General features: G+C 52.5%; 21 protein-coding genes. 8 read left to right on the top strand and 13 right to left on the bottom strand.

From position 1 onward, the window contains the following. Positions 1 to 37: 37 nt before the first annotated feature. Positions 38 to 1,159, top strand: a complete 1,122-nt coding sequence (locus HA51_RS08825) for a CMD domain-containing protein (RefSeq protein WP_084934168.1) — start codon at positions 38 to 40, stop codon at positions 1,157 to 1,159. On the opposite strand, the gene HA51_RS08820 is transcribed toward HA51_RS08825, so the two are convergent. Then, the gene (locus tag HA51_RS08820) at positions 1,156 to 2,052 is read right to left on the bottom strand and encodes a LysR family transcriptional regulator (protein ID WP_084934246.1); all 897 of its coding nucleotides are present in this window, start codon (positions 2,050 to 2,052) and stop codon (positions 1,156 to 1,158) included. The genes HA51_RS08825 and HA51_RS08820 overlap by 4 nt on opposite strands. 235 nt (positions 2,053 to 2,287) lie before the next feature. Beyond that, positions 2,288 to 3,877 carry a PTS transporter subunit EIIC gene (locus HA51_RS08815; protein WP_084934167.1) on the bottom strand — a complete coding sequence of 530 codons (1,590 nt, stop codon included), beginning with the start codon at positions 3,875 to 3,877 and terminating at the stop codon, positions 2,288 to 2,290. Between the two features lie 248 nt (positions 3,878 to 4,125). Here HA51_RS08815 and HA51_RS08810 point away from each other — a divergent pair, with 248 nt between their 5' ends. From HA51_RS08810 to pdeR, 5 genes are all read left to right on the top strand, one after another. After that, positions 4,126 to 6,435, top strand: coding sequence for an FdhF/YdeP family oxidoreductase (locus HA51_RS08810; protein ID WP_084934166.1), 2,310 nt, complete (start codon positions 4,126 to 4,128; stop codon positions 6,433 to 6,435). Between the two features lie 126 nt (positions 6,436 to 6,561). Then, the gene (locus HA51_RS08805; RefSeq protein ID WP_084934165.1) at positions 6,562 to 8,496 is read left to right on the top strand and encodes an exoribonuclease II; all 1,935 of its coding nucleotides are present in this window, start codon (positions 6,562 to 6,564) and stop codon (positions 8,494 to 8,496) included. A 183-nt stretch (positions 8,497 to 8,679) separates the two neighbouring features. Continuing rightward, positions 8,680 to 10,746, top strand: a complete 2,067-nt coding sequence (locus tag HA51_RS08800; protein ID WP_084934164.1) for a carbon starvation CstA family protein — start codon at positions 8,680 to 8,682, stop codon at positions 10,744 to 10,746. Beyond that, the gene (locus tag HA51_RS08795) at positions 10,739 to 11,035 is read left to right on the top strand and encodes a YbdD/YjiX family protein (RefSeq protein ID WP_084934163.1); all 297 of its coding nucleotides are present in this window, start codon (positions 10,739 to 10,741) and stop codon (positions 11,033 to 11,035) included. The genes HA51_RS08800 and HA51_RS08795 overlap by 8 nt, the downstream gene beginning before the upstream one ends. 155 nt (positions 11,036 to 11,190) lie before the next feature. Continuing rightward, positions 11,191 to 13,176, top strand: a complete 1,986-nt coding sequence (gene pdeR / locus HA51_RS08790) for a cyclic di-GMP phosphodiesterase (RefSeq protein ID WP_084934162.1) — start codon at positions 11,191 to 11,193, stop codon at positions 13,174 to 13,176. Between the two features lie 12 nt (positions 13,177 to 13,188). Here pdeR and HA51_RS08785 read toward each other — a convergent pair whose 3' ends face one another. The 3 genes from HA51_RS08785 to araD all read right to left on the bottom strand — a co-directional run bounded on the left by HA51_RS08785 (position 13,189) and on the right by araD (position 16,108). After that, complete coding sequence (locus HA51_RS08785) at positions 13,189 to 14,055, bottom strand: crotonase/enoyl-CoA hydratase family protein (protein WP_034821448.1); 867 nt, start codon at positions 14,053 to 14,055, stop codon at positions 13,189 to 13,191. Between the two features lie 140 nt (positions 14,056 to 14,195). Continuing rightward, on the bottom strand, positions 14,196 to 15,179 hold the full coding sequence (gene kdgT, locus HA51_RS08780; protein WP_084934161.1) for a 2-keto-3-deoxygluconate transporter: 984 nt from the start codon (positions 15,177 to 15,179) through the stop codon (positions 14,196 to 14,198). A 230-nt stretch (positions 15,180 to 15,409) separates the two neighbouring features. Beyond that, positions 15,410 to 16,108: an L-ribulose-5-phosphate 4-epimerase gene (gene araD / locus HA51_RS08775; protein ID WP_084934160.1), complete on the bottom strand. Its 699-nt coding sequence runs from the start codon at positions 16,106 to 16,108 to the stop codon at positions 15,410 to 15,412. A 303-nt stretch (positions 16,109 to 16,411) separates the two neighbouring features. Here araD and osmB point away from each other — a divergent pair, with 303 nt between their 5' ends. Continuing rightward, positions 16,412 to 16,627, top strand: coding sequence for an osmotically-inducible lipoprotein OsmB (gene osmB / locus HA51_RS08770; protein ID WP_084934159.1), 216 nt, complete (start codon positions 16,412 to 16,414; stop codon positions 16,625 to 16,627). Positions 16,628 to 16,699: 72 nt separating this feature from the next. Here the strand turns inward: osmB and yciH are convergent, their stop codons facing one another. The 5 genes from yciH to pgpB form a co-directional block, all read right to left on the bottom strand. Next, on the bottom strand, positions 16,700 to 17,023 hold the full coding sequence (gene yciH / locus HA51_RS08765) for a stress response translation initiation inhibitor YciH (RefSeq protein ID WP_084934158.1): 324 nt from the start codon (positions 17,021 to 17,023) through the stop codon (positions 16,700 to 16,702). Next, on the bottom strand, positions 17,023 to 17,730 hold the full coding sequence (gene pyrF / locus HA51_RS08760; protein WP_084934157.1) for an orotidine-5'-phosphate decarboxylase: 708 nt from the start codon (positions 17,728 to 17,730) through the stop codon (positions 17,023 to 17,025). Before pyrF ends, yciH begins: the two co-directional genes overlap by 1 nt. Before the next feature lie 200 nt (positions 17,731 to 17,930). Continuing rightward, positions 17,931 to 19,100 carry a lipopolysaccharide assembly protein LapB gene (gene lapB / locus HA51_RS08755; protein WP_084934156.1) on the bottom strand — a complete coding sequence of 390 codons (1,170 nt, stop codon included), beginning with the start codon at positions 19,098 to 19,100 and terminating at the stop codon, positions 17,931 to 17,933. A gap of 6 nt (positions 19,101 to 19,106) precedes the next feature. Further along, positions 19,107 to 19,412: a LapA family protein gene (locus HA51_RS08750; RefSeq protein WP_084934155.1), complete on the bottom strand. Its 306-nt coding sequence runs from the start codon at positions 19,410 to 19,412 to the stop codon at positions 19,107 to 19,109. 127 nt (positions 19,413 to 19,539) lie between these two features. Then, positions 19,540 to 20,304, bottom strand: a complete 765-nt coding sequence (gene pgpB / locus HA51_RS08745; RefSeq protein ID WP_084934154.1) for a phosphatidylglycerophosphatase B — start codon at positions 20,302 to 20,304, stop codon at positions 19,540 to 19,542. 230 nt (positions 20,305 to 20,534) lie between these two features. On the opposite strand from pgpB, the gene ribA reads away from it, so the two are divergent. Further along, complete coding sequence (ribA, locus tag HA51_RS08740; protein WP_034821474.1) at positions 20,535 to 21,128, top strand: GTP cyclohydrolase II; 594 nt, start codon at positions 20,535 to 20,537, stop codon at positions 21,126 to 21,128. Positions 21,129 to 21,168: 40 nt separating this feature from the next. On the opposite strand, the gene acnA is transcribed toward ribA, so the two are convergent. The 3 genes from acnA to cysB form a co-directional block, all read right to left on the bottom strand. Continuing rightward, entirely contained in the window at positions 21,169 to 23,850 is a 2,682-nt protein-coding gene (gene acnA / locus HA51_RS08735) for an aconitate hydratase AcnA (RefSeq protein WP_084934153.1), read from the bottom strand. A gap of 616 nt (positions 23,851 to 24,466) precedes the next feature. Then, a complete protein-coding gene (locus HA51_RS08725; protein ID WP_084934151.1) occupies positions 24,467 to 24,625 on the bottom strand; it encodes a YmiA family putative membrane protein in 159 nt (52 codons plus the stop codon). A 493-nt stretch (positions 24,626 to 25,118) separates the two neighbouring features. Next, positions 25,119 to 26,093, bottom strand: coding sequence for an HTH-type transcriptional regulator CysB (cysB, locus tag HA51_RS08720; protein WP_084934150.1), 975 nt, complete (start codon positions 26,091 to 26,093; stop codon positions 25,119 to 25,121). Positions 26,094 to 26,211: the final 118 nt, after the last annotated feature.

Genomic DNA, 26,211 nt, shown 5'->3' with positions numbered 1-26,211 from the left:
TCGCATGCCAAGTCCGTTTTTCGCGCAAGGAATGACCATGGAACAACGCCGTTCTCCCGGCCATGATCACTGGTTTTATGAAAGCCAGACTCGCCCGCAATCGCAAGCTACCGCACCCTTGGTGCCCGAAGCTGCTTATGTTGAAGATCGCTTTTTATTGGGTTTGCAGCAGGAAGCCACTGCGCTGCAACCCTTATTGAACCATTTTCAGCCCGCTTTACTGGCGGCGCGTGACCTCAGCCAACTCCTGCTGCCCGACACGCTGAGTACCTCACTCACACATACCTTGACGCTTTATGATCGCCTCAGCACCGCGCTTACCGTAGCGCAGGTTGCTGGCGTTCAGCGTTTGTGTAATCACTACTCGGCGCGGCTCAACCCGCTGCCAGGACCCGACTCTTCGCGGGAGAGTAATAATCGGCTCACGCAAATTACGCAATATGCACGCCAACTGGCGATGCAGCCTGCATTAATTAACGCAGCCAGCATTAGCGCACTGGACGCGGTGGGACTTACTGAGCCAGATATCGTGACGCTCAATCAGCTGGTGGGCTTTGTCAGCTATCAGGCGCGCGTGGTGGCCGGGTTACAGGCGATGATGGGCTTGCCGGTACGCTGGATACCTGGCGTCTCTCCCCCGGCAGATGCCGACGTTAAATTGTTGACGCATCAAGCGGAGTGGCTACACGCGCTGAAACCGGTTGAGTTGCGCTATGCCAGTGCCGAGCAGCTGGCTGCCATTACATTTTGCCAAGGGTTTGCAGATTTAGACGAGGCCGTGTGGTTGCTGGTGCATGATGCACAGGCACTGTATGGCTTGGCGACATTGCAGCAACGCCTGGAAGACCATTTTACGGATGAAGCAGCGCTGGCACAGGCGGTGAGTGCGCGCATTCTGGGCTGCTATCGCCAATTCAATCAAAGGGCGGGTGATCAGCGCGAAGCGCTACTCCATGACGTCGATAAGGCCGGCGAGGACACACCGCTCATTCATGTCAGCGCGCAGCTGGTTCGTCTGCCAGAGCGTTTTAGTGCGGCTCACCTGCAACCCTTACTGAACGCAGGCTGGGGAACCGAGCTCATTTTCACGCTGTTACAGGCCGTCGCATTTGCCAGCTGGCAGGATCGTTTATTTATGGCGCTAGGCGAGGCGCGTTAATCCAGCAAATGACGCCGTGCTTCATCGAAGAAATGCTGAGCCAGTGGTGATGCCCTACCCGGCTCAGCGATCACTAGCGCCGCCTGGCGTCCCATGGGTGCCATATCGATGGGTCGACGCGCCAGATTTTGCAACATCTCGGGTAAGAGATGGCCGCAGGGCGACACCATCACCCCCAGTCCCACCTGTGCGCTCTGTATCAATTGCATGATCGAGGCACTTTCAACAATCACGCGCGGAAGCACGCCGGTTTCACGCAACTGGCCATCAAGATAACGGCGGAAGTAGCGCGTGGGTTCCGCAAGGCACAGAGGCTGCGCGGCCAGTGTCGCCAGTGACAGCCTTTCCTGTTCAAGCAGTGCTGGGAAATGGTTTGGATTGAAGATGGCTTCCACACCACGGTCCTTCAACAGCGCGGTCTGAAAATGTAACTCACGCAGCGACGTGAGCTCAAAAAATCCGATTCCACCGTCAACCGTGTGGCTATTCAAAGCTTCTAATAGCTGGTCGGCGCTCATTGCCGCCACACGATAATCGAGCTGGGGATAGCGCGCTTCCACCGCTTTCAGTAATGCGGGCAGTGCGACGCTGCATTGAGGCATGACGCCGAGGCGCAGCGTACCGTTCACGCCATGCTTCAGGGATTCCACCTCCAGCTTCAGGCCCTGATACACCGACACGATCTCGCGGGCCCAGGTCAGCACGCGCTCACCTTCTGGCGTGAAGCCGTCGAAGTTATTGCTGCGATTGATCAGCGATAATCCCAGTTCGCGCTCAAGATTTTTCAGCCGCATCGATAGCGTCGGCTGGCTGACAAAACTGGCCTCAGCGGCGCGACCAAAATGGCGTTCACGCTCTAAATTGCAAAGATAAATCAATTGCTTGATGTCGATTTCCGCATCCACCCTGAAGTCACAGTTGCGCTATGGTAACAAACTCATGCCCTAAAAAGCACAAAGGCCGCCTCACGGCAGCCTTTGGGTAACAAATGTAATGCCCCACCCGGCGCTTATCTCCGGCACTCGCAATGGCTTAGCTCTTGAAGGGGCGAAGTCATCATCGCAAATATCGGGCCTGCAGATTTAACATTGATTGCGAATTTTATTATTAGCGTGGTAACTAAATGTGTTATGCCACGCCTAACGCACTTTTTACCTCATTAGCAATCTTTTCCACCTGCGGGCCATAGATCACCTGCACATCGTGGTCGCTCACCCGGTTGACGCCATTGGCGCCGGTGGTGAGCAGCGTCTGATCCACCACTTCATTCATCTTTTTGACACGCACCCGCAAACGCGTAAAGCAGCAATCGACGTCCTCGATATTCGCTTCACCGCCGAGGCCGCTGATAATCACTCGGGTGCGCTCGTCAGCCGCCACCTGCGCCGTCTGCGGCTCTTCATCCGATTCACGTCCCGGCGTTTCTACCCGCATCCGGGTAATCACAAAGCGGAAGCCATAGTAGTAAATAGGTACATAGATGACGCCTAAGGCTACCGTCCACCACCAGTGCGTTTTACTACCGCCCAAGATACCGAAAACGACCAAGTCAATTGCGCCGCCCTGTACGTTGCCGATCATCAGATGCAGCATTGACATCAGCATAAAAGACAAACCGGTTAACAGAGCGTGCAGGATATAGAGCACCGGTGAAACAAAGATAAAACAGAATTCCAGCGGTTCGGTGATGCCCGTAGTGAATGAGGTGAGCGCACCTGCCAGTACCAGCGCTTTAACCCGCTGCTTATGTTCTGGACGCGCAGTGTGGTAGATCGCCAGCGCCGCTGCGGGCAAGCCAAACATCATGACCGGAATTTTCCCTTGCGCAAGGAACTGCGTAGCACTGCGCACCGTATCATCGGGAATAGCGCCGGGATGGGTCAGTGAACTGTTAAAGATATTCAGAGCACCGACAACGGTTTGTCCATCCACCGTTGCCATGCCACCAATCGGCGTGAATCGCACTGTCTCGTTGAGGATATGATGCAAACCAGTGGGTATCAGCAGACGTTCACCGGTGCCTAAGAGAAATGCGCCATATTGACCGCTTTTACCAATCATCTGCCCCACCCACGCAATGCCTTGGCCAATAGTGGGCCAAATCAGCGCCAGCAGCACTCCAATTAGTGGCAATACCACGACGGTTACAATCGGCACAAAGCGGCGTCCGCCAAAAAAACTGATCGCGGTAGGCAGTTGCTGGGTATAAAAGCGGTTATGCAGCGCCACAGTGATCAATCCCGCAATCACCCCGCCTAACACACTCATGTTGTAGGTAAAAATCCCCAGCATATTGATGTACTCGGCGGAGGTCATCATCGCGGTGGTTTGATCCAAACCCGCCTGCTGCAAGGCTGCGGGCGTGGTGGTTAGCGCGTTCAATCCTTTCGCAGCCAGCGTGGCGTTAATGCCCACGTTCATCGAGATATAGCCAATGACGGCAGCAAATGCAGCGGTCGGCTTTTCTGCTCTTGCTAAGCCGATCGCACTGGCCACGGCAAAGAAGACGGGCAGATTGGCAAACAACGCCGCAGCAACTTTGCGGATAAAACCGATGATCAACTGCGGTACCTGCATATTGGCAAAGGCATCGCCAGTGACCGCAGGGTTTTGCATCGCCGCAGCCAGCCCGAGAAAAATCCCGGCGGCGGCGATAACGGAGATCGGCATCATTAAGGCTTTACCGAAGGCATGAATTTGGCTGGCCAGATTCTTCATGGAGGTGCGCCCTTTCCTCAATTGAAAGAGCAATTATTAGTCAGTTATCGGCATTGCACGTCTTTGGGCGGTCAATCAGCCAATAAAATTTTAACTGCGTCACGCTTCAGCATCCTTCTGAGCGATAAACGCTGTCTATCGCACCATTAAACCATTCAATTAGACAACTTTTGCTGTCAGTCGCACACTTTCCCCCAACAGAAGTCATATTCTGATAACAATTCATAAACAATAAGCCTGCAATGACTATGAAATTTAAACGTAAAATTCAGCCCTACCGTGCCGCTGCTGGCGGCTGGGGTTCTTTGGAAGCCACCACCCGTTTTGTCCTTGATAGTAAAGCTGCCCTGAAAAATATGCGTAACTTGATGCGCATGAATAAAGCTCGCGGCTTTGACTGCCCAGGTTGTGCATGGGGCGACGACAACAAAAGTACGTTTAGTTTCTGTGAGAACGGCGCGAAAGCCGTGACCTGGGAAGCCACCCGCCGCGTGGTTGAGCCTGAATTTTTTGCTCAACACAGCGTGAGTACACTTTACCAACAGAGCGACTATTTCCTTGAGTATCAGGGACGCCTGACGCATCCGATGCGCTACAACAGCGCCACCGATCACTATGAACCGATTAGCTGGGATGATGCGTTGGCGATGATTGCCCGACATCTTAAGGCAATGGATCATCCCGACCAGATGGAGCTTTATACTTCCGGTCGCGCCAGTAACGAAGCCTCATGGCTTTACCAGCTGTTTGGCCGCGTGATGGGCACCAATAACTTCCCTGACTGTTCCAACATGTGCCATGAAGCCAGCGGCACCGGCTTGAAACGCAGTATTGGCGTTGGTAAAGGCACCATCCGCCTGGATGACTTTGACCACGCAGATGCGATTTTCGTTATCGGCCAGAATCCAGGGACTAACCATCCACGCATGCTGCACAGCCTGCGCCACGCGGCCGATCACGGTGCCAAAATTGTCACGTTTAATACGCTGCGCGAGCGCGGGCTGGAGCGTTTTGCCGATCCGCAAAAACCGCTGGAAATCGTCACCTCCAAAGCGGGTACGATTAGCTCTGCCTATTACCAGCCAAATCTTGGCGGTGACATGGCGGCGATTCGCGGCATGGTGAAAACCCTGCTGGAAGTGCAGCGTGAACGTTTAGCCGCGGGTGAACCGGGTATTTTTGATCAGGCATTTATTGATGCCAACACCCATGGCATTGAGCGTTACCTGACTGCCGTAGATAACACTCGCTGGGACGATATCGTGCGTCAATCCGGTCTGAGCGAAGCACAGATCCGAGAAGCGGCGGCAATCTACCAGAGCGCTGAGCGCATCATCATCACCTGGGCGATGGGGGTGACTCAGCATAAGCATTCGGTTGATACCGTCCGTGAAATCACCAACCTGCAGCTGCTGTTTGGTCAGCTGGGCAAAAAAGGGGCTGGCCTGTGTCCGGTACGCGGTCACAGTAATGTGCAGGGCAACCGCACCATGGGGATCGACGAGAAACCCAATAAGCCGTTCCTTGATGCACTGGGCGCGCATTTCGATTTCGAACCGCCGCGTGAACACGGCCACAACACCGTTGAAGCGCTGGGTGCGATGCTGCGTGATGAAGTCAAAGTGCTGATTGCCCTGGGGGGTAATCTGGCAGCGGCTGCGCCGGATTCACCGGTAACAGAAGAAGCGCTGCAGCACTGCGGTTTAACGGTGCACATCAGCACCAAACTGAACCGCAGCCATTTGGTGCCAGGCCACGAAGGATTGATTCTGCCGACGCTGGGCCGTACGGAACGCGATCGTCAGGCCAGCGGTAATCAGTTCATCACCGTTGAAGACTCTTTCAGCATGGTGCACGCCTCAGAAGGCGTGGGAATCCCACTGGCAGACACGCAGCGCTCCGAAACCGCGATTGTTGCCGGTATTGCCCACGCCACGCTGGGCAGTGACAAGATTGACTGGTTGGGCATGGCGGATGATTACAATGTGATCCGCGATCACATCGGCGCCACCATTCCAGGCTTTGCCGACTTCAATATCAAATGTGATATTCCTGGCGGATTCTACCTCGGTAGTGCTGCCGCAGAGTTGCGTTTCAACACGCCAAGCAAACTGGCGGAGTTCAGCGCGGCAGCCCTGCCAACCTCGCTGTTCCCGCAGCTGGGCAATGATGTTGAAGTGCCGTTCACGCTGCAGACGTTGCGTTCGCATGACCAATACAACACCACGATTTACGGCCTCGATGACCGTTATCGCGGCGTATATGGCCAGCGTGAAGTGGTGTTTATCCATCCGGATGATATGGCGTCACTCGGCTTCAGCGAAGGCCAGTTGGTGGATATTGAAACGCTGTGGAATGATGGCCTGACGCGTCGGGTGAGTGGCTTCAAGCTGGTGCCGTATAACATTCCGCGCGGTAACCTCGCGGCCTATTATCCGGAAACCAACCCGCTGGTGCCGCTCTCCAGCTACGGTGACGGCAGCGGGACACCGACCTCGAAATCGGTGCCGGTGAAGCTGGCATTAACTGCGGCTCTTCCTACGCAGCGCATCGCCTAAGTCCTCAGCGTTATTAGAAGGTAAAAAGCCGCGTAAAGCGGCTTTTTAGCCTGTTTTGGCCTTGCCGCGCGGGCCTGATTCGCGTAAAACTGTCCACCGCTCTTAGGCCACGAAACTAAATAAATTATGTTCCAGGATAACCCGCTGCTCGCGCAGCTTAAAGAGAAGCTTCACGCGCAAACCCCGCGCGCCGAAGGTGTTGTGAAAGGCACGGAAAAAGGCTTTGGCTTCCTTGAAGTCGATGGTCAAAAAAGCTACTTCATTCCCCCTCCGCAGATGAAAAAAGTGATGCACGGTGACCGTATTTCTGCGGTGATCCACACTGATAAAGATCGCGAGAGCGCTGAGCCGGAAACCCTGATTGAGCCTTTCCTGACCCGCTTTGTTGGCCGGGTGCAAAAAAAAGACGACCGTCTGTCGATTGTGCCGGATCATCCTTTGCTTAAAGATGCCATTCAGTGCCGTGCGGCGCGTGATGTGACGCATGATTTCCAGAACGGCGACTGGGCAGTCGCAGAGATGCGCCGCCATCCGCTGAAAGGCGATCGTGGTTTCTATGCTGAACTCACCGAATTTATTGTCACCGCGGACGATCACCTCGCGCCGTGGTGGGTCACGCTGTCACGCCATAATCTGGAACGCGAAGCGCCAGAAGTGGGCTTCGGCGAAATGCTGGACGAACACCTGCAGCGTGAAGATCTGACGGCTCTCAACTTCGTGACCATCGACAGTGCCAGCACTGAAGATATGGATGATGCGTTGTATGTTGAAGAAAAAACCGACGGCAACTTATTACTGACGATTGCCATTGCGGATCCCACCGCTTACGTGGCAGAAGGCAGTGAGCTGGATAAGTTAGCGTCGAAACGCGCCTTCACCAACTATCTGCCGGGCTTCAATATCCCGATGCTGCCGCGCGAACTGTCCGATGATATTTGTTCGTTGCGCCCACATGTTCGTCGTCCGGCGCTGGCTTGCCGCGTCACACTGACGCCAGATGGCAGCGTAACAGGCGAAATTCACTTCTTCGCAGCCTGGATCGAATCTAAAGCCAAGCTGGTTTATGACGAAGTGTCGGACTGGCTGGAAAACGCAGGAAGCTGGCAGCCAGAGAACGAGGCGATTGCCGAGCAGATTCGTCTGTTGCATCGTGTTTGTCTGGCGCGCAGCGAGTGGCGTCAAACTCACGCGCTGGTATTCAAAGATCGTCCTGATTACCGCTTTGTATTGGGTGAAAAAGGCGAAGTGCTGGATATCATTTCCGAGCCGCGTCGCATTGCCAACCGCATCGTTGAAGAATCGATGATTCTGGCGAACATCTGTGCGGCCAAAGTGCTGCAGGAAAAGCTGGGCTTCGGTATCTACAACCTGCACAGCGGTTTTGATCTGGCGAACGCTGAGCAGGCTGCTGGCGTGCTGGCCGGACACGGTATTACCGTTGACCCGCAGGCGATCACCACGCTGGAAGGTTTCCGTCAGTTGCGTCGTGAACTCGATGCACAGCCAACGCAATACCTCGACAGCCGTATCCGCCGCTTCCAGAGTTTCGCCGAAGTCGGCACCGAGCCTGGACCACACTTTGGTCTTGGCCTCGACGCTTACGCTACCTGGACTTCGCCTATTCGTAAGTTCGGCGACATGATCAACCACCGTCTGCTTAAGGCGATTGTGCGTGGCGATAGCATTGCGCGTCCAAATGACGATGTCACCACCATTATGAGTGAGCGCCGTCGCCTGAACCGCATGGCTGAGCGTGACGTCGGCGACTGGCTGTATGCACGCTTTCTCTCTCCCTTTGCGGGCACCGACCGCAAGTTCAGCGCGGAGATCATGGATGTGTCTCGTGGTGGTATGCGTGTGCGTCTGTTGGAAAATGGTGCTGTTGCCTTTATCCCTGCTCCGTTTATTCACGCGGTGCGTGATGAGCTGGTGTGCTCACAAGAGAGCGGCACGGTGCAGATTAAAGGTGAAGTGGCCTACCGCGTCACTGACATTATCGATGTAACCCTTGCTGAAGTGCGCATGGAAACCCGTAGTGTCGTGGCGCGCCCTGCTGCCTGAGCATGAAACCCGGCGGATAACCTCTGTTATCCCGCAATTTCTCCTGTCCCTCATAGCAAATGTTAAATTTGTCTTCTGCTTCACACTTCTGATCCGAATCCCTGTCGTTAACAATTCATTACATTACTTTTAACTTGTTGTATCCGATCGCTTATTTTCCCGGTCTCTACAAGGAGTTAACTCATGAACAACGTCAAAACCGGTTTAATCTGGTTAGCGGTGGCGTTAATTGGTGCGGGTGCGTTTGCCATGCTGGCGCTGAGCCGAGGCGAACACGTCAACGCCATCTGGTTGGTGATTGCATCCGTTGCCTGCTACAGCATTGCCTATCGCTTTTACAGCCTGTTTATCGCAGAACGTATTTTCGAGCTGGATGATCGTCGCCGTACCCCCGCTGAGCGCCTGAATGACGGCCTCGACTATGTTCCCACTAACAAATGGGTGCTGTTTGGTCACCACTTTGCCGCAATAGCCGGCGCTGGCCCGCTGGTGGGGCCCATCCTCGCCGCACAGATGGGTTTTCTGCCTGGCACTATCTGGATATTGGTGGGTGTGATGCTGGCGGGTGCCGTGCAGGATTTCCTTATTCTGTTCATCTCGACTCGCCGCGACGGTCGTTCACTGGGTGAAATGGCACGTCAGGAACTCGGTTCTTTTGCCGGCGTGGTCACCATGCTGGGGGCGCTTGGCGTGATGATCATCATTCTGTCTGCGCTGGCGCTGGTGGTAGTAAAAGCGCTGGCTAACAGCCCGTGGGGCCTGTTTACTATCGCCGCCACGATTCCGATCGCGCTGTTTATGGGCGTGTATATGCGTTACCTACGCCCCGGAAAAATTGCTGAAGTCTCGATTATTGGTTTTGTCCTGATGATGGCGGCGATTATTTATGGTGGTGATGTCGCTGCCGATCCTTACTGGGGCCCTCTTTTCACGCTGAAGGGCACGGAACTGACGTGGGTGCTGGTGATCTACGGCTTTGTCGCCTCTTCATTGCCGGTATGGCTGCTGCTGGCCCCACGTGACTACCTCTCAACCTTCCTGAAAATCGGCGTCATTATTGGTCTCGCGGTGGGTATTCTGTTCGCCATGCCAGAGCTGAAGATGCCCGCCGTCACCAAATTCATTGACGGCAGCGGACCGGTATTCTCTGGCGCGTTGTTCCCGTTCCTGTTTATCACCATCGCCTGTGGCGCGATCTCCGGTTTCCATGCGCTGGTTTCCAGCGGAACCACGCCAAAACTGGTTGAACGCGAGAGCCACATTCGCTTTATCGGCTATGGCGCCATGCTGATGGAGTCCTTCGTGGCGATTATGGCGCTGATTTGTGCATCGGTGCTTGACCCCGGCGTCTACTTCGCCATGAACTCACCCGCCGCGCTGATCGGAACAACCGTGGAGAGCGCCTCACAGGTCATTAACGGTTGGGGCTTTGTAGTGACGCCAGAGATGCTGAGCGGCATTGCCCGTGATGTGGGTGAAAGCACGGTGTTGTCACGCGCCGGGGGCGCACCGACCTTTGCGGTGGGCATGGCACACATCATTACCGAAGTGTTTAACAGCCGCGTGATGATGGCCTTTTGGTATCACTTCGCCATTCTGTTTGAAGCGCTGTTCATTTTGACAGCGGTAGATGCGGGTACTCGCGCCTGTCGTTTTATGGTGCAAGACCTTGTCGGTACTGTCGTCCCCTCTATGGCCAACAACCGTTCCTGGTTAGGGAATATGGCCGGTACTACCGTGGCTGTGGCAGGTTGGGGATTCTTTGTGTATCAGGGCGTGGTCGACCCTCTGGGCGGCATCAACACCCTCTGGCCGCTGTTTGGTATCGGTAACCAGATGCTGGCTTCAATGGCGCTGATTCTGGGTACAGTCGTGCTGTTCAAAATGAAAAAACAGCGTTACGCGTGGGTGACAATTTTACCGACAGCCTGGCTGTTCGTGACATCCATGACCGCCGGCTGGCAGAAGATTTTCCATGAAAAGCCGTCCATTGGTTTTCTTGCACAAGCCAACAAGTTCCGTAAGGGTATTGATGAGGGTGTGATCATTGCCCCGGCCAAGACCGTCGCGGATATGCAAACTATCGTGTTTAGCAATCAAATAAACGCGGCCCTGTGCGGCTTCTTTATGCTGGTGGCCGTCACCATGCTGATTTCTGCCTTCTTTGTGATCCGCCGAGCGCTGCGCAGTGACCTGCCGACCACACATGAGTCTGAGGTTTCGCTGCGTAAGGAGGTGCGAAATGTCTGAGTCCATTTTACGCTGGAGAAAACCCATTGGTGACTGGCATATCAAGCACTGCTTACCGATCGTAACCGAGGCGGCTGGGCAAACTCTTAATCGCTGGCAGCGTATCTGGCAGGGATTACAGCAAAGTTTTCGCTTAATGGTTGGTGTTCACGACTATCAAACTTATCTGAAACATATGCGTGAACATCATCCAGAGCAGCCGCCAATGGATGAACGTGCTTTCCATCGCCACTGCCTTGAAGCGCGTTTTCCGAGCCAGGCAGGCAAACTTGGCAAGTGTCCGTGCTAAACTTTTGAGCCCCGATTTTCGGGGCTTTTTCGTGCCATTCTTTAGTGAAAACAAAAATATATTCGATTTGCATCTTGTGCTGGCGCAGGAGGTTGAATACTGTTGCTAAAATAATGAGATACCGCCTGCTGAGCATTTCCCCGGAGGAAGTTTCCATGACCGATGAACAAGGGCAAACGTTGCTATACACCTTGTTTGGCACAACCAGCCCTCATTGGCGATTAACTTCAGATAGCGATGCTCTGCATTTTGCCGAAGATGAGAACGCCAATACCAATCTGGCGGTCCCCCTTACTCCCGCGCAAGCCAGTCTTCTACGCGCGATGACTGTGATCACCTCTAGCATCAACCTGACGCTTTCCCTGCATGGCTCGCCGGTGCCGATGCACTTCGTCGGCCGTAAAGTCAACCAGTCCACCTGGGCGGGCACCTCTTCCGCATGGGGCGACACCTCTTCGGTGGCGCGTGATTTGACGCTGGGTTTGTCCTTTGCCGAACAGGTTGTGTCTGAAGCCAACTCCGTGATTGTAATCCTTGACCAACGCGGCAATATCCAGCGTTTTAATCGGTTAAGCGAAGAGTATACCGGCCTGAAAGAACAGGAAGTTATCGGACGTAACGTGTTCCAACTGTTTATGACCAAGCAAGAAGCGCAAGCTTCACGGCGCAACATTGCCGGGTTCTTTCGTGACGGTAATTCGTACGAAGTGGAGCGCTGGATCAAAACCAGAAAAGGCCAGCGACTGTTTCTGTTTCGTAATAAGTTTGTTCACAGTGGTAGTGGGAAAAATGAAATTTTCCTCATCTGTTCAGGAACGGATATTACCGAGGAACGACGCGCTCAGGAACGTCTGAGAGTCCTGGCCAATACCGATACCGTCACCGGTTTACCTAACCGCAACGCCATCCACCAGCAGATTAGTCTGGCACTGGAACTGGCAAATGGTAGTCAAACCGGTGTCGTTTATCTCGATTTAGACAATTTCAAGAAGGTCAATGACGCCTACGGCCATATGTTCGGCGACCAGCTGTTACAGGCCGTGTCGTTGGCGATACTTAGCTGTCTGGGCAAAGATCAAACGCTGGCTCGTTTGGGCGGTGACGAATTCGTGGTGCTGGCGGAGCACACCAGCCAAGCCGCACTGGAAGCCATGGCTTCTCGTATTCTGGAGCGTTTGCGCCAGCCGTTCAGAATCGGCCTGATCGAAGTTTACAGCGGTTGCTCAATCGGTATCGCCCTCGCCCCATTGCATGGCGAAGATCGAGAAAGCTTGATTCGCAATGCCGATACCGCGATGTACCACGCCAAGGAGAATGGGCGCGGCAAATTCTGCGTGTTTGCCAATGAGATGAACCAACGCGTTTTCGAGTATCTCTGGCTTGATACTAACCTGCGTAAAGCACTGGAACTGGAACAGCTGGTGGTCTACTACCAACCTAAACTGGATGGTGATGGCGAAGTGCGCAGCGCTGAAGCCTTGGTACGCTGGAACTCCCCCGAACGCGGGCTGGTCCCGCCAGGTGACTTTATCTCCTACGCTGAAGAGTCTGGGCTGATTGTGCCTCTCGGACGCTGGGTGATGTTGAATGTACTGCAACAAATTATCAAATGGCGCAGCGAAGGCATCTATCTGCGCGTGGCGGTAAATGTTTCGGCGAAACAGCTCATTGACCAGAGTATTTACAGCGACCTGAAGCAGGCGCTGAGCGAAGCGGGTTTAACGGAATGTCCGATTGATATCGAACTCACCGAAAGCTGCTTAATTGAGAACGAAGCAGGCGCATTGACGTTGATGAAGCAGTTTCAGGAGTTGGGCGCTCAGGTACATCTCGACGATTTTGGAACGGGTTACTCTTCGCTTTCCCAACTCGCTCGTGTGCCCATTGATGCCATTAAGCTGGATCAAAGTTTTGTGCGTAATATCAATAAACAACCGGTTGCGCAGTCTCTGGTGCGCGCCATTGTTGCGGTGGCTAAAGCTCTTGAGCTACAGGTGATTGCTGAAGGTATTGAAACTAAAGCCGAAGAAAAATTCGTACTGACAAACGGTGTCGATGGGCGTCAGGGTTATTATTATGCAAAACCAATGCCCGCAGAACAGCTCGGGCATTGGCTGGCTAAGCATCCTGCCCGCGTTTAACGCTGGTCTCGATTATCCGGCTTTGCGCAGGGATGCGCTGTGACGGTTCTGCAGCTGTACCAGTCGTTCCATGTATGCAATGTCTTTAGGCTCCAGTGTAAAGGCGTAATCCACCCAATCTTCTGTAATATCCATCAGCTCTGCTCGTGAAAGCTGTAGCACGCGCTGACGTGCCTTCAGCATGGCACGTACGCCATTCAACTTTGGACGCAGGGTATCGATAAAGGTGCGCGTGGTACGATAAGCGTCACCCGGCTGGAAGACTTTGTCGACCAAGCCGCGCGTCTCATACCACTCAGCACTGTGCGACTCCCCTTCGCAAATCAGCTCTTCAGCTAACTTCATGCCTGAGCGGCGCGCCACCAGCGAGTATCCTCCCATACCGGGGAACAGGTTAAAGGCTATCTCTGGGAAGCCCATGCGAGCGCTGTTCTGTGCCAGAATGAAATGGTGCGCCAGCGCCGCTTCAAATCCGCCTCCCAGCGCACTGCCTTCGATCATGGCCAGCGTGACGGCTCCCGTATCGAAGCCACGCGCCGCGGAATGGATGCAGTCCACACAAGCACGTGCATAAGCACGCAGCGCTTCACGACGGTTGTTGCGAATGCACTCCACAAAGAAGCGCAGGTCACCACCCGCATTGAACATCTGCGGTACTAACGAGCCCGTTACCCAAAAATCAATCGGTAGGCCAGAGCGCTGTGCGGCATAGCTCAGGTTCATGATCTCCTCGATTAATTCGTGGTTGAAACTCGGGCGCGGTTGCGCACGCAGCATCATCCACATGGTGTGTCGCCCCTCTTCATAGTAGGCCGCAAGCTGGGTGGTTTGTCCGACTTCGGTGAACAATCTGCAAGTTGGTTGGTTAATGACTGTCATAGTTTCATCCTCTAGTTATGTGATGCGTTAAACGCAACATCAGCGTAATCCAGAGTGAGGCCAGACCAAATGAGAGATTGATTTATAAAGTAAAATCCAGAGATATCCCCGACCATAGGGCCGGGGAAAGATTAGTAAGCTTACTTTATTGCGGCGCGTTGACCTACGGCAACATGAGAACGCTTAACGCGTCGTGAATAGATTGCGGTGATAATAGGTACCAATACAGAAGTCACAATAACCGATGTTGCCACCAGTGCAGTGGCAGCAGGGGCGACCGGTTTAAACTGCGGCAGCATTTCCGCAATCAATACGGGGGTCGCCACCGCCGCACCTGCGGTGCTTGACGCAGCAATCCCAGCCGTGCCATCTCCGCCCCCAATCAGACGGTCTGCCACGATCAGCGGAATGCCAGTGATGATGATCACCGCCACACCCAATAGAATCCCTAGCAGCCCAGTCTGAGCAATCACCGCGAGGTCGATGGTGTTACCTAACGCGAAGGCAAAGAAGGGAATCAAGGTGTGTACCGCTTTGCCAAAAAACTCGCGTAACTCAGGGTCGAGGTTGCCGAGTGCGAAGCCGATAATAAACGGTAATACCGCCCCGACAAAAACATGCGGTTCGAAGGAGGCAATTCCCGCCGTTCCGAGGATCACCATGGTCATCAGCGGGCCAGACTCCAGTGACATCAGTACAAAAGCCCCCGCCTCTTCTTTCGAGCCATATTGCTGCATGATGGAGGCATATAATCCGCCATTCGTCATATCCATCGCTGCCACTAATGCCAGCGTCGATAATCCGGCAAACATACCGACTTCCACGCCATTTTCAGGCATCACGCGCGAGGCAACTGCCGCGATAATCCACGCGACCGCAATTTTCGTCAGCACCAGGGTGCCCGACTTGCGTAATACCGTTCCCGTAGCACTGAGCTTAATTGAAGCGCCCATACAGAAGAACCACACCGCTAAAATGGGGACGGTGCCTGTCATTAATCCATTGGTAAAAGAGCCGAAGTATTTACCTGCGCCAGGTGAAAAAGTATGGCAAAGCGCCCCCAGAAACAGCGGAATCAGCATCATGCCGCCAGGGATTTTATCGATTGCACGTTTGATATGCATAATAGTGTCACCTTAACTGAGCCAGAAGGAGGTGCATTGCAATGTGCCGGATGGCATGGCAAGCAAGATAACCACTGACTGTCGGGGAAAAAGTGATCGCAGCACTATTTATGAAACGTTGTTTTATTTTTATCGGTCGATCATTTTGCTTTTATGATGCACCTCGCCATACCAGTTTTAATGTAGAAAAAATAAAGGCGCCCACAGGCGCCTAAGACAAGCTAGAAGTGTTAGTTTTGCCCGTACCAGGCGTTCTTTCCATGTTTGCGCAGATAGTGTAAATCAAGTAGGTTCTGCGATATCGGGGGGAGTTCATCACGCAGTTGCTCAGTATGCAGCGCCATATAAGCCACTTCTTCCAATACAACTGCACTGTGAACTGCGGCTTCCGCATCTTTACCCCATGAGAACGGGCCATGGGAATGGATGAGAGCAGCCGGAACCGCAGTGGGCTGGATACGCCGTTGAGCAAAGGCCTCGATGATGACTTGCCCCGTGTTCCATTCATAATCCTGCTGAATCTCCTCACGCTTCATCGCACGTGTGCAGGGGATCGTGCCGTAAAAGTCATCCGCATGCGTGGTGCCGAGGGCGATAATGTCTCGCCCTGCTTGTGCCCAAATGGTGGCATGACGTGAATGAGTATGGACAATGCCGCCGATCTCAGGCCAAGCGAGATAGAGAGCGCGATGTGTGGCGGTATCCGAAGAAGGTCGCAAACTTCCCTCCACCACCTTCCCGCTCTCCAGTTCCACTACCACCATATCGTCGCGTTTCATATTTTCATATTTCACACCCGATGGCTTGATCACCACTAAGCCCCGCTCGCGATCAACTGCGCTCACATTGCCCCACGTAAACGTCACGAGGTTATAACGAGGTAAATCGAGATTAGCTTCCAGCACCTGCTGTTTCAGCAACTCCAGCATGATTCTTCTCCTAAAAACAGTCATACCAGAATTGTGCTGATCGCTGAGAAAAAACGTTATGGAGTGAATCGCTGTAAAAGAGGCGGAAAGTCGCTGAGGCACCAAAAGTGTGGCGTGAATTCGGAGTTTTCTCTTTTTGGAACTGTGCGCGTTGTTTAGGCTTGTCTCAAGCCGGATGCGGGCCGGAACGCCATATGACGTAGGCAAGAATAAGGACCGTTTAATTTCTCAGGATGACGTACTTCGTTGCGCAACATCTATACTTAGAGGGTTGCCTCTGTGCATACAATCAAGGAGAAAGTAATGACAATAACAATGAAACGTCTGACCGTGGCTGTACTGGCGACCACTCTGGTTATCGCGCTGAGCGGCTGCTCTAACTGGTCAAAACGAGACCGTAATACCGCTATCGGTGCGGGTGCCGGTGCTATTGGTGGGTCTGTACTGACCAATGGTAGTGCTTTGGGCACCGTGGGTGGTGCAGCCGTGGGCGGTATTATCGGCCATCAAGTCCACTAAATAACAATATTGATTCAGGCTACGCAGCGCATCTACTTATCACGGGCCGCACAGGGTGTGGCCCGCTCTAATTTAACCACCCGCCAGCTTGACCTTCATACCTTTCGCTTCGAGTAACGTTTTCAACAAATCACGTTTGTCGCCCTGGATCTCGATGACGCCATCCTTTAATGCACCGCCACAGCCACATTTTTTCTTCAGTTCTGCAGCCAGCTTGATTAACGCTTCATCATCAAGGTCAATGCCCGTGATCAGACAGACGCCCTTGCCTTTACGGCCGCTGGTCTGCCGCTGGATACGCACGATGCCATCACCTTTCGGACGTGTCGCTTTTTCCTCTTCGTGCGTGATACGGCCACTATCAGTGGAGTAAACCAGTCGATTATCCTGAGCCATTAGGCCTCCTGTAAGCTTTGCAGGATAGTGCTTAATGTCGCTGCCGGATCGGCAGATTGAGTGATGGGACGGCCAATCACCATATAGTCGACACCGGCTTGTTTTGCCTGCTGTGGCGTCATGATACGGCGCTGATCGCCAGCATCACTGCCCGCAGGACGAATGCCCGGCGTCACTAAAGCGAAGTCTTGACCGATGGCCTGTTTGAAATGAGCTGCTTCCTGTGCTGAACACACTACGCCATGCAGGCCACAATCTCGAGTTAAGCGTGCCAAACGCTCCGCCTGCTGTGCCGGTGAAAGTGTGATACCCAGTCCTTTAAGATCGTCTTCATCCATACTGGTTAGCACGGTGACAGCAATTAACAATGGCGCATCTTTGCCAAACGGCACTAAGGCTTCACGTGCCGCATTCATCATGCGTGCCCCACCGCTGGCGTGCACATTCACCATCCACACGCCGAGATCGGCTGCTGCCGCAACAGCATGAGCGGTGGTGTTAGGGATGTCATGAAACTTCAGGTCCAGGAAGACGTCAAACCCACGTGCTTGCAGGGTTTTCACCAAGGAGGGGCCAAAGAGTGTGAACATCTCTTTACCCACTTTCAGGCGGCATTGGCTAGGGTCAATTCGGTCAACAAAGTGCAGCGCGCTGTCGAGATCATGATAGTCGAGTGCCACCAGAATAGGTGAAGTGGTAACAGGCATAACGTTTCCTCAGAGGCAGGCACCCGCAGGCGCGATGGACAAACGGCAAGCATTCTACCCGCGCATACCGGGCAGGACAATCACACTACGACGATTAGGCGTTGATTGACTGATGACTGCACAATCGCTGAGGTGATATTTAAGTTCAAACCTTGTTGTATGTTGTAACTATCATGTGAGTTAAAAAATAAAAGCGGCCATCACTGGCCGTCGAGTCCACGAATAGGTTTAACAGAAGACCATGCCCGGCATGAAGGACAATGCCAGTACAAGGCATGCGCAGTAAAACCGCATTTTTGGCAGCGATAACGAGGCTTGGTGCGGATCTGCTCACCGACCATATCGCGTAGTACCATCAAGCTCTCTTTCGCACGGCCATCTTCAGCTTCATGCAGGTGGAAGTCCATCAAGCGATGGAAGACACGCATGGTGGGATGGCGCTGAAGCTGACGATTAATATAGAGCTGCGCCGCTTCGGGTCCCTGCTGCTGCTCCAGAATGTCAGCCGCATACAGCTCTGCCGCCGCACCGGTGTTCTCTTCGACACAGCGCTGCAGAAAATGCGCCCAGTCCTCTGGTTTATTCAGCCGCTGATAGCAGGTTTCCAGCATCGGCAAGGTTTCACTGACCAGCTCTTTGTCACGGTCCAGCACGCGCTCGAGCTGATCGACCGCTTTGGCATATTCACCCTGCTCCATAAAGATGCGCCCCATCATAATGGAGACGCGCGCACTCTGATGGTCAGCTGATTCACCTTTCTTCAGCAGATTCATCGCACGATCAAGATCATCACTGCTCATCGCCTGTAAGGCGAGTTCACAGTAAAAATGGGCAATTTCACCTTTCTGTTTATCTTTACCAAGCTTCACCAATCTTTCTGCAACTTCAATGGCTTTCTGCCAGTCGCTGGTAGCCTGGTGGATTAACAATAGCTGTTGCAACGCGCCGACACGAAAGTCGGTTTCATCAATGAGCTGGCTGAACATGTCTTCGGCGCGGTCATAAAGACCAGCAGCCATGTAATCGCGGCCCAATTGCTGGATCGCCAACAAACGCTGCTCATAACTGAGTGATGCGCTCTCCATCAACGATTGGTGAATACGTATGGCCCGATCTACTTCACCGCGTGAGCGAAACAGGTTGCCTAGCGTCAGGTGAGCCTCAACTGTGCCGCTATCCTCTTTCAGCATATCGAGGAAGAGATCAACCGCTTTATCCTGTTGATTTGAGAGCAAGAAGTTAACGCCAGCAACGTATTCACGTGACAAGCGATTGGCTTCCTGTTGCTTATCCTGATGAGCACTGCGGCGTCCCATGTACCAGCCATACGCCGCAGCAACAGGAAGAAGCAAAAACAGCAATTCAAGCATCGAAACTTAATCCCGACGACCAGCAGAAGAAGACGTTGTCACGGCCGTGGATTGTTCATTCTGCGCCTGCATACGTTTCAGCTTGCGCTGCGCATGGGCTAGAGAAACACGGATTCGTAACCAGAAGAGACCGCAAATTGCCCATCCGAGCAGGAATCCAGCAGCAAACAGGCTAGCCAGCAAGGTTGAGATACGGAATTCGCCCTGCGCCAGCAGATAATTAAAGGTGACGACTTGGTCGTTATGCGCTCCGAGCGTAACGGAGATGATAAAAATGACCAAAATCACGAGAAAAATCAGCAAATATTTCACAATGCGTCCTGTCGAGAGGTTATCCGTTAGAAGTATGCCAAAAAAGTGCCGCCGATGCTGCTTATCAGCACATCACATAGCGCATTTTCTGTAAGGGCAATCAATCATATGGGGGCGCAGGCCAGAATTACAATGCATCATCACGTTGCGCAATCTCTTGTTGCTCATCACGAGGCACCGTAAGCGGGCCACAAAAGCGTTGAGCCAGCCAAGTCGCGCAGGTCACCAATACCCATGATATCAGCGTGGCCGCCACCAGGTCGCGTGGCCAATGCATCCCCAGTAGCAATCTACTCCCCATGACCATGGTGGCCCAGGCAAACAGGACCAGCACGGTGATAATGCGGCGGCGTGGCCACAGTAGACCGATCACTAACAGTGACCAACTGGCGGCAAATAATGTGTGCCCGGATGGAAAGGCAAACCCCGTTTCAAAAGCCCAATGTCGTTTCAGCCATGTCGGCAGCTGCGTGTCGTTAACCAGCAAGGTTGAGACCATTTCGCTACGGCCTTGACGATTGAGTTGATAAAACTGCGTTTCACTGATGCCGTGACGCTTCTCCAACCACACCACATACGGGCGCGGTTCCTGCACCTGTTCTTTGATAAATGATTTGGTGTATTGACCGGCAAGAATGGCACCGTTCATAAAAATAATCAGCAGTAAGGCGGGTTTGAAGCGGAAGCGCAGGCACCAAAGAACCCACGCGCTGAGAATAATGCTGGTCAGCGTGCCCCATGGGCTGGTCACGGTTTCGGTCATCCAAAACAAGACACGCAAAAACGCGCCGCTCTGATCGGGTTGCCATTGCCAGCCGGATATCCAGACACCTACCGGCATGATGAGAAGCAGCAACATCCCTAGGGTCGTGCGTTGAGCGATTTTGACCATCCTGTTCCTTTTAGATCCGCCTTAAAAAAGCATAGTTTGCATAACTTTAGCTGAAAAAAGAATAACCTACTTATTGCAGCTTAGATAATTGTGCTTTATCACTACAATCACTCGGACTGATTAGCGGCCCGGGTTCAGGTTGTGGCACAATATTGGCAGTTTTGTCGGGCCAATCGGGCCCGTGCGTTATCATGATGATAACGCATCCTCTGAAGGTTCTGGAGAGTCACATGCAGCTTAAACGGGTAGCAGAAGCCAAACTGCCCACGCCATGGGGAGATTTCCTGATGGTTGGTTTTGAAGAACTGGCAACCGGCCAGGATCATGTTGCGCTGGTATACGGTGATGTTAGCGATCACAATCCAGTCCTGGCGCGCGTTCACTCCGAATGTCTCACTGGCGATGCGTTGTTCAGCCTGCGCTGCGATTGCGGTTTCCAGCTGGAAGCCGCGTTGACGGCTATCGCTGAGGAAGGACGCGGTGTATTGCTTTACCACCGTCAGGAAGGCCGTAACATTGGATTGCTGAATAAAATCCGAGCTTATGCGTTGCAGGATAAGGGGTACGATACCGTGGAAGCCAATCATCAGTTAGGCTTTGCCGCGGATGAGCGTGACTTCACACTCTGTGCAGACATGTTTAAATTACTGGGCGTGAATGAAGTCCGATTACTCACGAACAATCCGCGCAAAGTTGAGATTCTGTCTGAAGCCGGGATCAATATCGTTGAGCGCGTTCCGTTAGTGGTTGGCCGCAACCCGAAAAATGCGCATTATCTCGATACCAAAGCGGAAAAAATGGGTCACCTGCTGCCTAAAGCCTGAAGCAGAATGTAAAAAGCCGGGAAGCATCCCGGCTCTCTCCTTAGTTCAGCATGTTACGAATCACATAGTGTAAGATGCCGTCATTCTGGTAGTACGTTAGCTCGTTGCCGGTATCGATACGACAGCGTGTATCCAACTGTTCTTTGCTACCGTCGGTACGGGTCAGCGTCACACTTACCGTGCAGCCAGGCTTCAACAGTGCAAGGTCGGCTACATCGATAGACTCTTCGCCCGTTAAGCCCAGTGTTTTCCGCGTCACGCCAGCGGGAAACTCCAGCGGCAGAATCCCCATACCGATGAGATTGGAACGGTGAATTCGCTCGAATGATTCGGAAATAACTACCCTAACACCTTGTAAGCGCGGGCCTTTCGCTGCCCAGTCTCGACTTGAACCTGAACCATATTCTTTCCCCGCGATCACCGCCAGCGGTACACCCTCTTCCTGATATTTCATCGCCGCATCGTAGATAGCCAGCTGCTCATTACTTGGGAAGTGCTTGGTATACCCTCCTTCAACGCCTGGCACCATTTCATTACGGATACGAATGTTTGCGAAGGTGCCTCGCATCATCACTTCGTGGTTGCCACGACGTGAGCCATAGGAGTTGAAATCAGTGCGTTCCACACCATGCGCCAACAGATAACGTCCAGCAGGGCTTTCCGCTTTGATGCTACCCGCTGGGGAGATATGGTCGGTCGTGACAGAATCACCCAGCATCGCCAGGATACGCGCGCCCTTGATATCCTGTACCGGTTCTGGTGTTTTTCCCATGTCGTCAAAGAACGGGGACAAACGAATATAAGTCGAGCCTTCATCCCAATCATAGGTTGCGGCTTCGCTCACTTTTATCTGCTGCCACTCCGGCGTGCCATCAAACACTTCAGCATACTCTTTATGGAACATGTCGCTGGTGACCTTCTGCACCGCAGCAGCGATCTCTTCAGGCGATGGCCAGATATCTTTCAGGAATACATCCTTGCCTTGCTTATCCTGGCCGAGCGGATCATTTTGCAGGTTCAACTTCATATTCCCGGCCAACGCATACGCCACAACCAGAGGCGGTGATGCCAGCCAGTTAGTTTTAATCAGCGGGTGAATACGCCCTTCAAAGTTTCGGTTGCCTGATAACACGGCTCCTACCGTCAAGTCGCCCTCTTTAATCGCACTTTCGATTTCATCCGGCAGCGGACCCGAGTTGCCGATACAGGTCGTACAACCATAGCCCACCAGATTGAAACCCAGCTCATCGAGGTAAGGTGTCAGTTGTGCAACGGCGAGGTAATCAGACACTACCTTAGACCCTGGAGCCAGCGAGGCTTTTACCCAAGGTTTGCGCATTAAGCCGCGCTCTACCGCGTTTTTAGCTAACAAACCGGCGGCCATAAGCACGCTGGGATTGGAAGTATTGGTGCAGGATGTGATGGCCGAGATAACAACGGCGCCATCATCCAGCTGATAAGTGTCACCCGTTTCACTGTCGCGATAACTCACTGTGCGGTGAGTCTTCTGCGCATGATTCACTTCGAGTTCATTACTGGCATCAAACGCGGCAGGGACATCCCCAAGAGACACACGATCCTGCGGGCGTTTCGGACCGGCAAGGCTCGATTCGACCTCGGCCATATCCAATGCCAGCGAGCTGGTAAATATCGGCTCATCGCCGGGATTACGCCACATGCCTTGTTGTTTCGCATAGGCTTCGACTAATTCAACCTGCTCGGCATCACGTCCGGTCAGCGTCATATAACTTAACGTCACTTCGTCGATGGGGAAGAAACCGCAAGTTGCACCATATTCTGGTGCCATATTGGCGATAGTCGCGCGGTCAGCCAAGGGTAGGTCGGCGAGTCCATCACCATAGAATTCGACAAACTTCCCCACAACCCCGTGTTTACGCAGCATTTGCGTCACGGTTAATACCAAGTCGGTGGCGGTGATACCTGGGCGGAGTTTACCCGTTAGTTTGAAGCCGACTACATCGGGAATCAGCATTGAGACAGGTTGCCCCAGCATTGCAGCCTCTGCCTCAATCCCCCCCACTCCCCAGCCCAGAACGCCCAAGGCATTTATCATGGTGGTATGCGAGTCGGTACCCACCAGCGTGTCGGGATAAGCCACTTCTTTGCCATCCAGCGTCTCATGCCAGACTGACTTGCCCAGATACTCCAGATTGACCTGATGACAGATCCCCGTCCCGGGTGGTACTACGCGGAATCGGTTGAATGCTTTCTGTCCCCAGCGCAGGAAGACATAGCGTTCGTGGTTGCGTTCCATCTCTAAGCGCACGTTCTCTTCGAACGCGTCATCATCACCAAAATGATCGACGGTGACTGAGTGGTCAATAACCAGATCAACCGGTGATAAGGGATTTACTTTGGCTACATCCCCCCCCAAACGTTTTACGGCTTCGCGCATGGCGGCCAGATCCACGACGGCGGGCACACCGGTGAAATCCTGCATCAGTACGCGTGCGGGGCGATAAGCGATTTCTCTGTCAGCATGCGCATCTTTCTGCCAGCTAACCAGCGACTGGATATCATCGGCGGTAACGGAATCACCATCCTGCCAGCGCAACAGATTTTCCAGCAGAACCTTCATGGATTTAGGTAAGCGGTCAATATTGCCCAGTTGCTGGGCGGCTTTAGGCAGGCTGTAGTAATGATATTTTTTTGCCCGAACGTCCAGCGTATCCTGACTTTGCTCGCGTAGCGTTAACGACATAGCTCCTCCTTTTATGGGCCTCTCATAAACCTCAATAACCACAAGGTTTAGCTTAAAGATAGACCACATTGCCGTTAACGATTTGATAACAACACGAAATGACACATATACGCACAAAGAAAAATGCCCTGACGTTTGTCAGGGCATTAATAAATTCTGGCACAATTTGAGTTATTGGATTACATCATTGCCCACACGGCTGCTGCCCAAAATGCAAATGAAAAGGCATAAATGCTAAACCATGAAATAGTTGTCGTGTTCATTAAATCACTCCCTCCCGGATTCCGGCAAAAAAAGTCCACCGTCTTCAGCTTTGTACTGATGACACCGTTTTTTTAATGCTGAGTGTTAAAGGACGGGCTTTTAAAATGCCCACCGGATAATCCGGTAAAATGAGGGACGAATAACGATATAAAGCAGAACGCAGACTGCGTTATTTAGACTTCGGATCCATAAAAGATTCGATAAAGTTGCGCTGGTTCTCACTCAGTTCCCAAGACGATGGAATCGCCACAGGTTGTTCAGCGCTCTTGACTTCTTTTGCTTTGCACGCTGGCGTGTTCGGCTGACGCGCAGAAACGGTAGACTTACGACTGAGTGAATTTGCCCACATGGCTTAACCCCACATACGCCAAATCATTAACGCCACCACTACCCAGAACAGTGCTGAAGCAGCGAAGACAGTCAACCAAGCCTTGCGACGCACGTTACCTGAGCGTTCAACCTTGGTACTTTTAGTACGGAAATCTTGTTGCACAGTCAGTCTTGTATTCATAGTTTTTGATAATCACTCTCAATAAAACGATTGTTGATAACGATTAAGATTTAGGACGAATCCTAAACTTGTTAAGGCCGAAAATCCAGTTATTTTTATTGAGCACAACGATTAACGCTATTTATCAAAACCCAAAAAACTGATGAGATAAATTTAATAACCAATCAAACTATTAATTAAATAGTTACATTGTAAATTTGGGTTAAAACAAATTTAGGGCCAATCTAAATTTGAGTTTAATTCTCAAGGCCAGCGAAAAAGCCCTTCCTCATCAACTCTTAACTGGAGTATGGGAATAATCCTGGCGACCCGCAAAGTGACAAAGTAAAAATTGTGTACTGATTCGCATTTAAGAACTAACAATGGAAAAACATGTGACCCATGTTTCATTTACACAAAAATAATGAATTTTTTTAAGATACTTGTGGCGCTAAGTGGGAGGGGATCTGCAAGGTGCCCACTGGACACCTTGGCAAAATAATGACTTAGGAAATTATTTGAAGGGCAGTTTGATATCGCGGAACATCGCTTCGATATCTTCATTCGAACGTAATGCGACCGCGGCATCCACGACATCACGCGTCAGATGAGGTGCAAAACGTTGAATAAAATCATACATATAGCTTCTAAGGAACGTGCTACGTCTAAACCCAATTTTGGTCGTACTATTGGTAAAGATCTCTGATGCTTCAATGCGCACTAAGTCAGGATCTGAAACTGGGTCAACGGCCATACTGGCAATCACACCCACCCCAAGCCCTAAGCGGACATAGGTTTTAATGACGTCAGCATCCGTTGCAGTGAAGACGATGCGTGGTGTTAATCCAGCACGATTAAATGCGGTATCCAGTTCAGAACGGCCTGTAAAGCCAAAGGTGTAGGTGACGAGTGGGAAGTCAGCTAACTCTTCAATCGTCACATTCGATTTGCCCGCTAAAGGATGGTCTGGCGTCACGACAATGGCGCGGTTCCAGTGATAGCAAGGCAGCATGATGAGGTCGTCATAGAGATGCAGCGCCTCGGTGGCAATGGCAAAGTCGGCATTACCTTTCGAGACCGCCTCAGCGATTTGTGTCGGTGATCCTTGATGCATATGCAGAGAGACGCGTGGGTAGCGCTCGATAAACCCTTTAATCACTCCGGGTAGCGCATAGCGCGCCTGAGTGTGTGTCGTCGCGACATACAGTGACCCTTTATCAGGCCAGGTGTGCTCACCCGCCACCGCTTTAATGGCGTCCACTTTAGACAATACTTCACGGGCAATACGAATAATCTCTTCACCTGCGGGCGTTACTTGGGTGAGATGCTTCCCGCTGCGTGCAAAGATCTGCACACCGAGCTCATCCTCCAGCATGCGAACTTGCTTACTGATACCCGGTTGTGACGTATAGAGACCTTCGGCGGTCGAAGAGACATTTAAATTGTGATTAACCACTTCGACGATGTAACGCAACTGCTGCAATTTCATAGTTATATCTTCCCGGTAGCGACAGAGGAACATTCCCAGCAGGCGTGTTTCCGCCTTGATTAAGATTTGGATAGGGAAAGTGTGTCAGCGAAACGAAAAATCTATAACCACTATATCA

The sequence above is a fragment of the Pantoea rwandensis genome (genome assembly GCF_002095475.1).
Taxonomy (GTDB): domain Bacteria; phylum Pseudomonadota; class Gammaproteobacteria; order Enterobacterales; family Enterobacteriaceae; genus Pantoea; species Pantoea rwandensis.
This window is presented reverse-complemented; position numbering and strand designations above follow the sequence as displayed.

What these genes read in the sequence shown, in the direction of transcription:
- HA51_RS08825 (WP_084934168.1), top strand. Translation starts at nt 38, where the DNA reads ATGGAACAACGCCGTTCTCCCGGCCATGATCACTGGTTTTATGAAAGC.
- HA51_RS08815 (WP_084934167.1), bottom strand. Translation starts at nt 3,877, where the DNA reads ATGAAGAATCTGGCCAGCCAAATTCATGCCTTCGGTAAAGCCTTAATG.
- HA51_RS08810 (WP_084934166.1), top strand. Translation starts at nt 4,126, where the DNA reads ATGAAATTTAAACGTAAAATTCAGCCCTACCGTGCCGCTGCTGGCGGC.
- HA51_RS08805 (WP_084934165.1), top strand. Translation starts at nt 6,562, where the DNA reads ATGTTCCAGGATAACCCGCTGCTCGCGCAGCTTAAAGAGAAGCTTCAC.
- HA51_RS08800 (WP_084934164.1), top strand. Translation starts at nt 8,680, where the DNA reads ATGAACAACGTCAAAACCGGTTTAATCTGGTTAGCGGTGGCGTTAATT.
- HA51_RS08795 (WP_084934163.1), top strand. Translation starts at nt 10,739, where the DNA reads ATGTCTGAGTCCATTTTACGCTGGAGAAAACCCATTGGTGACTGGCAT.
- pdeR (WP_084934162.1), top strand. Translation starts at nt 11,191, where the DNA reads ATGACCGATGAACAAGGGCAAACGTTGCTATACACCTTGTTTGGCACA.
- HA51_RS08785 (WP_034821448.1), bottom strand. Translation starts at nt 14,055, where the DNA reads ATGACAGTCATTAACCAACCAACTTGCAGATTGTTCACCGAAGTCGGA.
- kdgT (WP_084934161.1), bottom strand. Translation starts at nt 15,179, where the DNA reads ATGCATATCAAACGTGCAATCGATAAAATCCCTGGCGGCATGATGCTG.
- araD (WP_084934160.1), bottom strand. Translation starts at nt 16,108, where the DNA reads ATGCTGGAGTTGCTGAAACAGCAGGTGCTGGAAGCTAATCTCGATTTA.
- osmB (WP_084934159.1), top strand. Translation starts at nt 16,412, where the DNA reads ATGACAATAACAATGAAACGTCTGACCGTGGCTGTACTGGCGACCACT.
- yciH (WP_084934158.1), bottom strand. Translation starts at nt 17,023, where the DNA reads ATGGCTCAGGATAATCGACTGGTTTACTCCACTGATAGTGGCCGTATC.
- pyrF (WP_084934157.1), bottom strand. Translation starts at nt 17,730, where the DNA reads ATGCCTGTTACCACTTCACCTATTCTGGTGGCACTCGACTATCATGAT.
- lapB (WP_084934156.1), bottom strand. Translation starts at nt 19,100, where the DNA reads ATGCTTGAATTGCTGTTTTTGCTTCTTCCTGTTGCTGCGGCGTATGGC.
- pgpB (WP_084934154.1), bottom strand. Translation starts at nt 20,304, where the DNA reads ATGGTCAAAATCGCTCAACGCACGACCCTAGGGATGTTGCTGCTTCTC.
- ribA (WP_034821474.1), top strand. Translation starts at nt 20,535, where the DNA reads ATGCAGCTTAAACGGGTAGCAGAAGCCAAACTGCCCACGCCATGGGGA.
- acnA (WP_084934153.1), bottom strand. Translation starts at nt 23,850, where the DNA reads ATGTCGTTAACGCTACGCGAGCAAAGTCAGGATACGCTGGACGTTCGG.
- HA51_RS08725 (WP_084934151.1), bottom strand. Translation starts at nt 24,625, where the DNA reads ATGAATACAAGACTGACTGTGCAACAAGATTTCCGTACTAAAAGTACC.
- cysB (WP_084934150.1), bottom strand. Translation starts at nt 26,093, where the DNA reads ATGAAATTGCAGCAGTTGCGTTACATCGTCGAAGTGGTTAATCACAAT.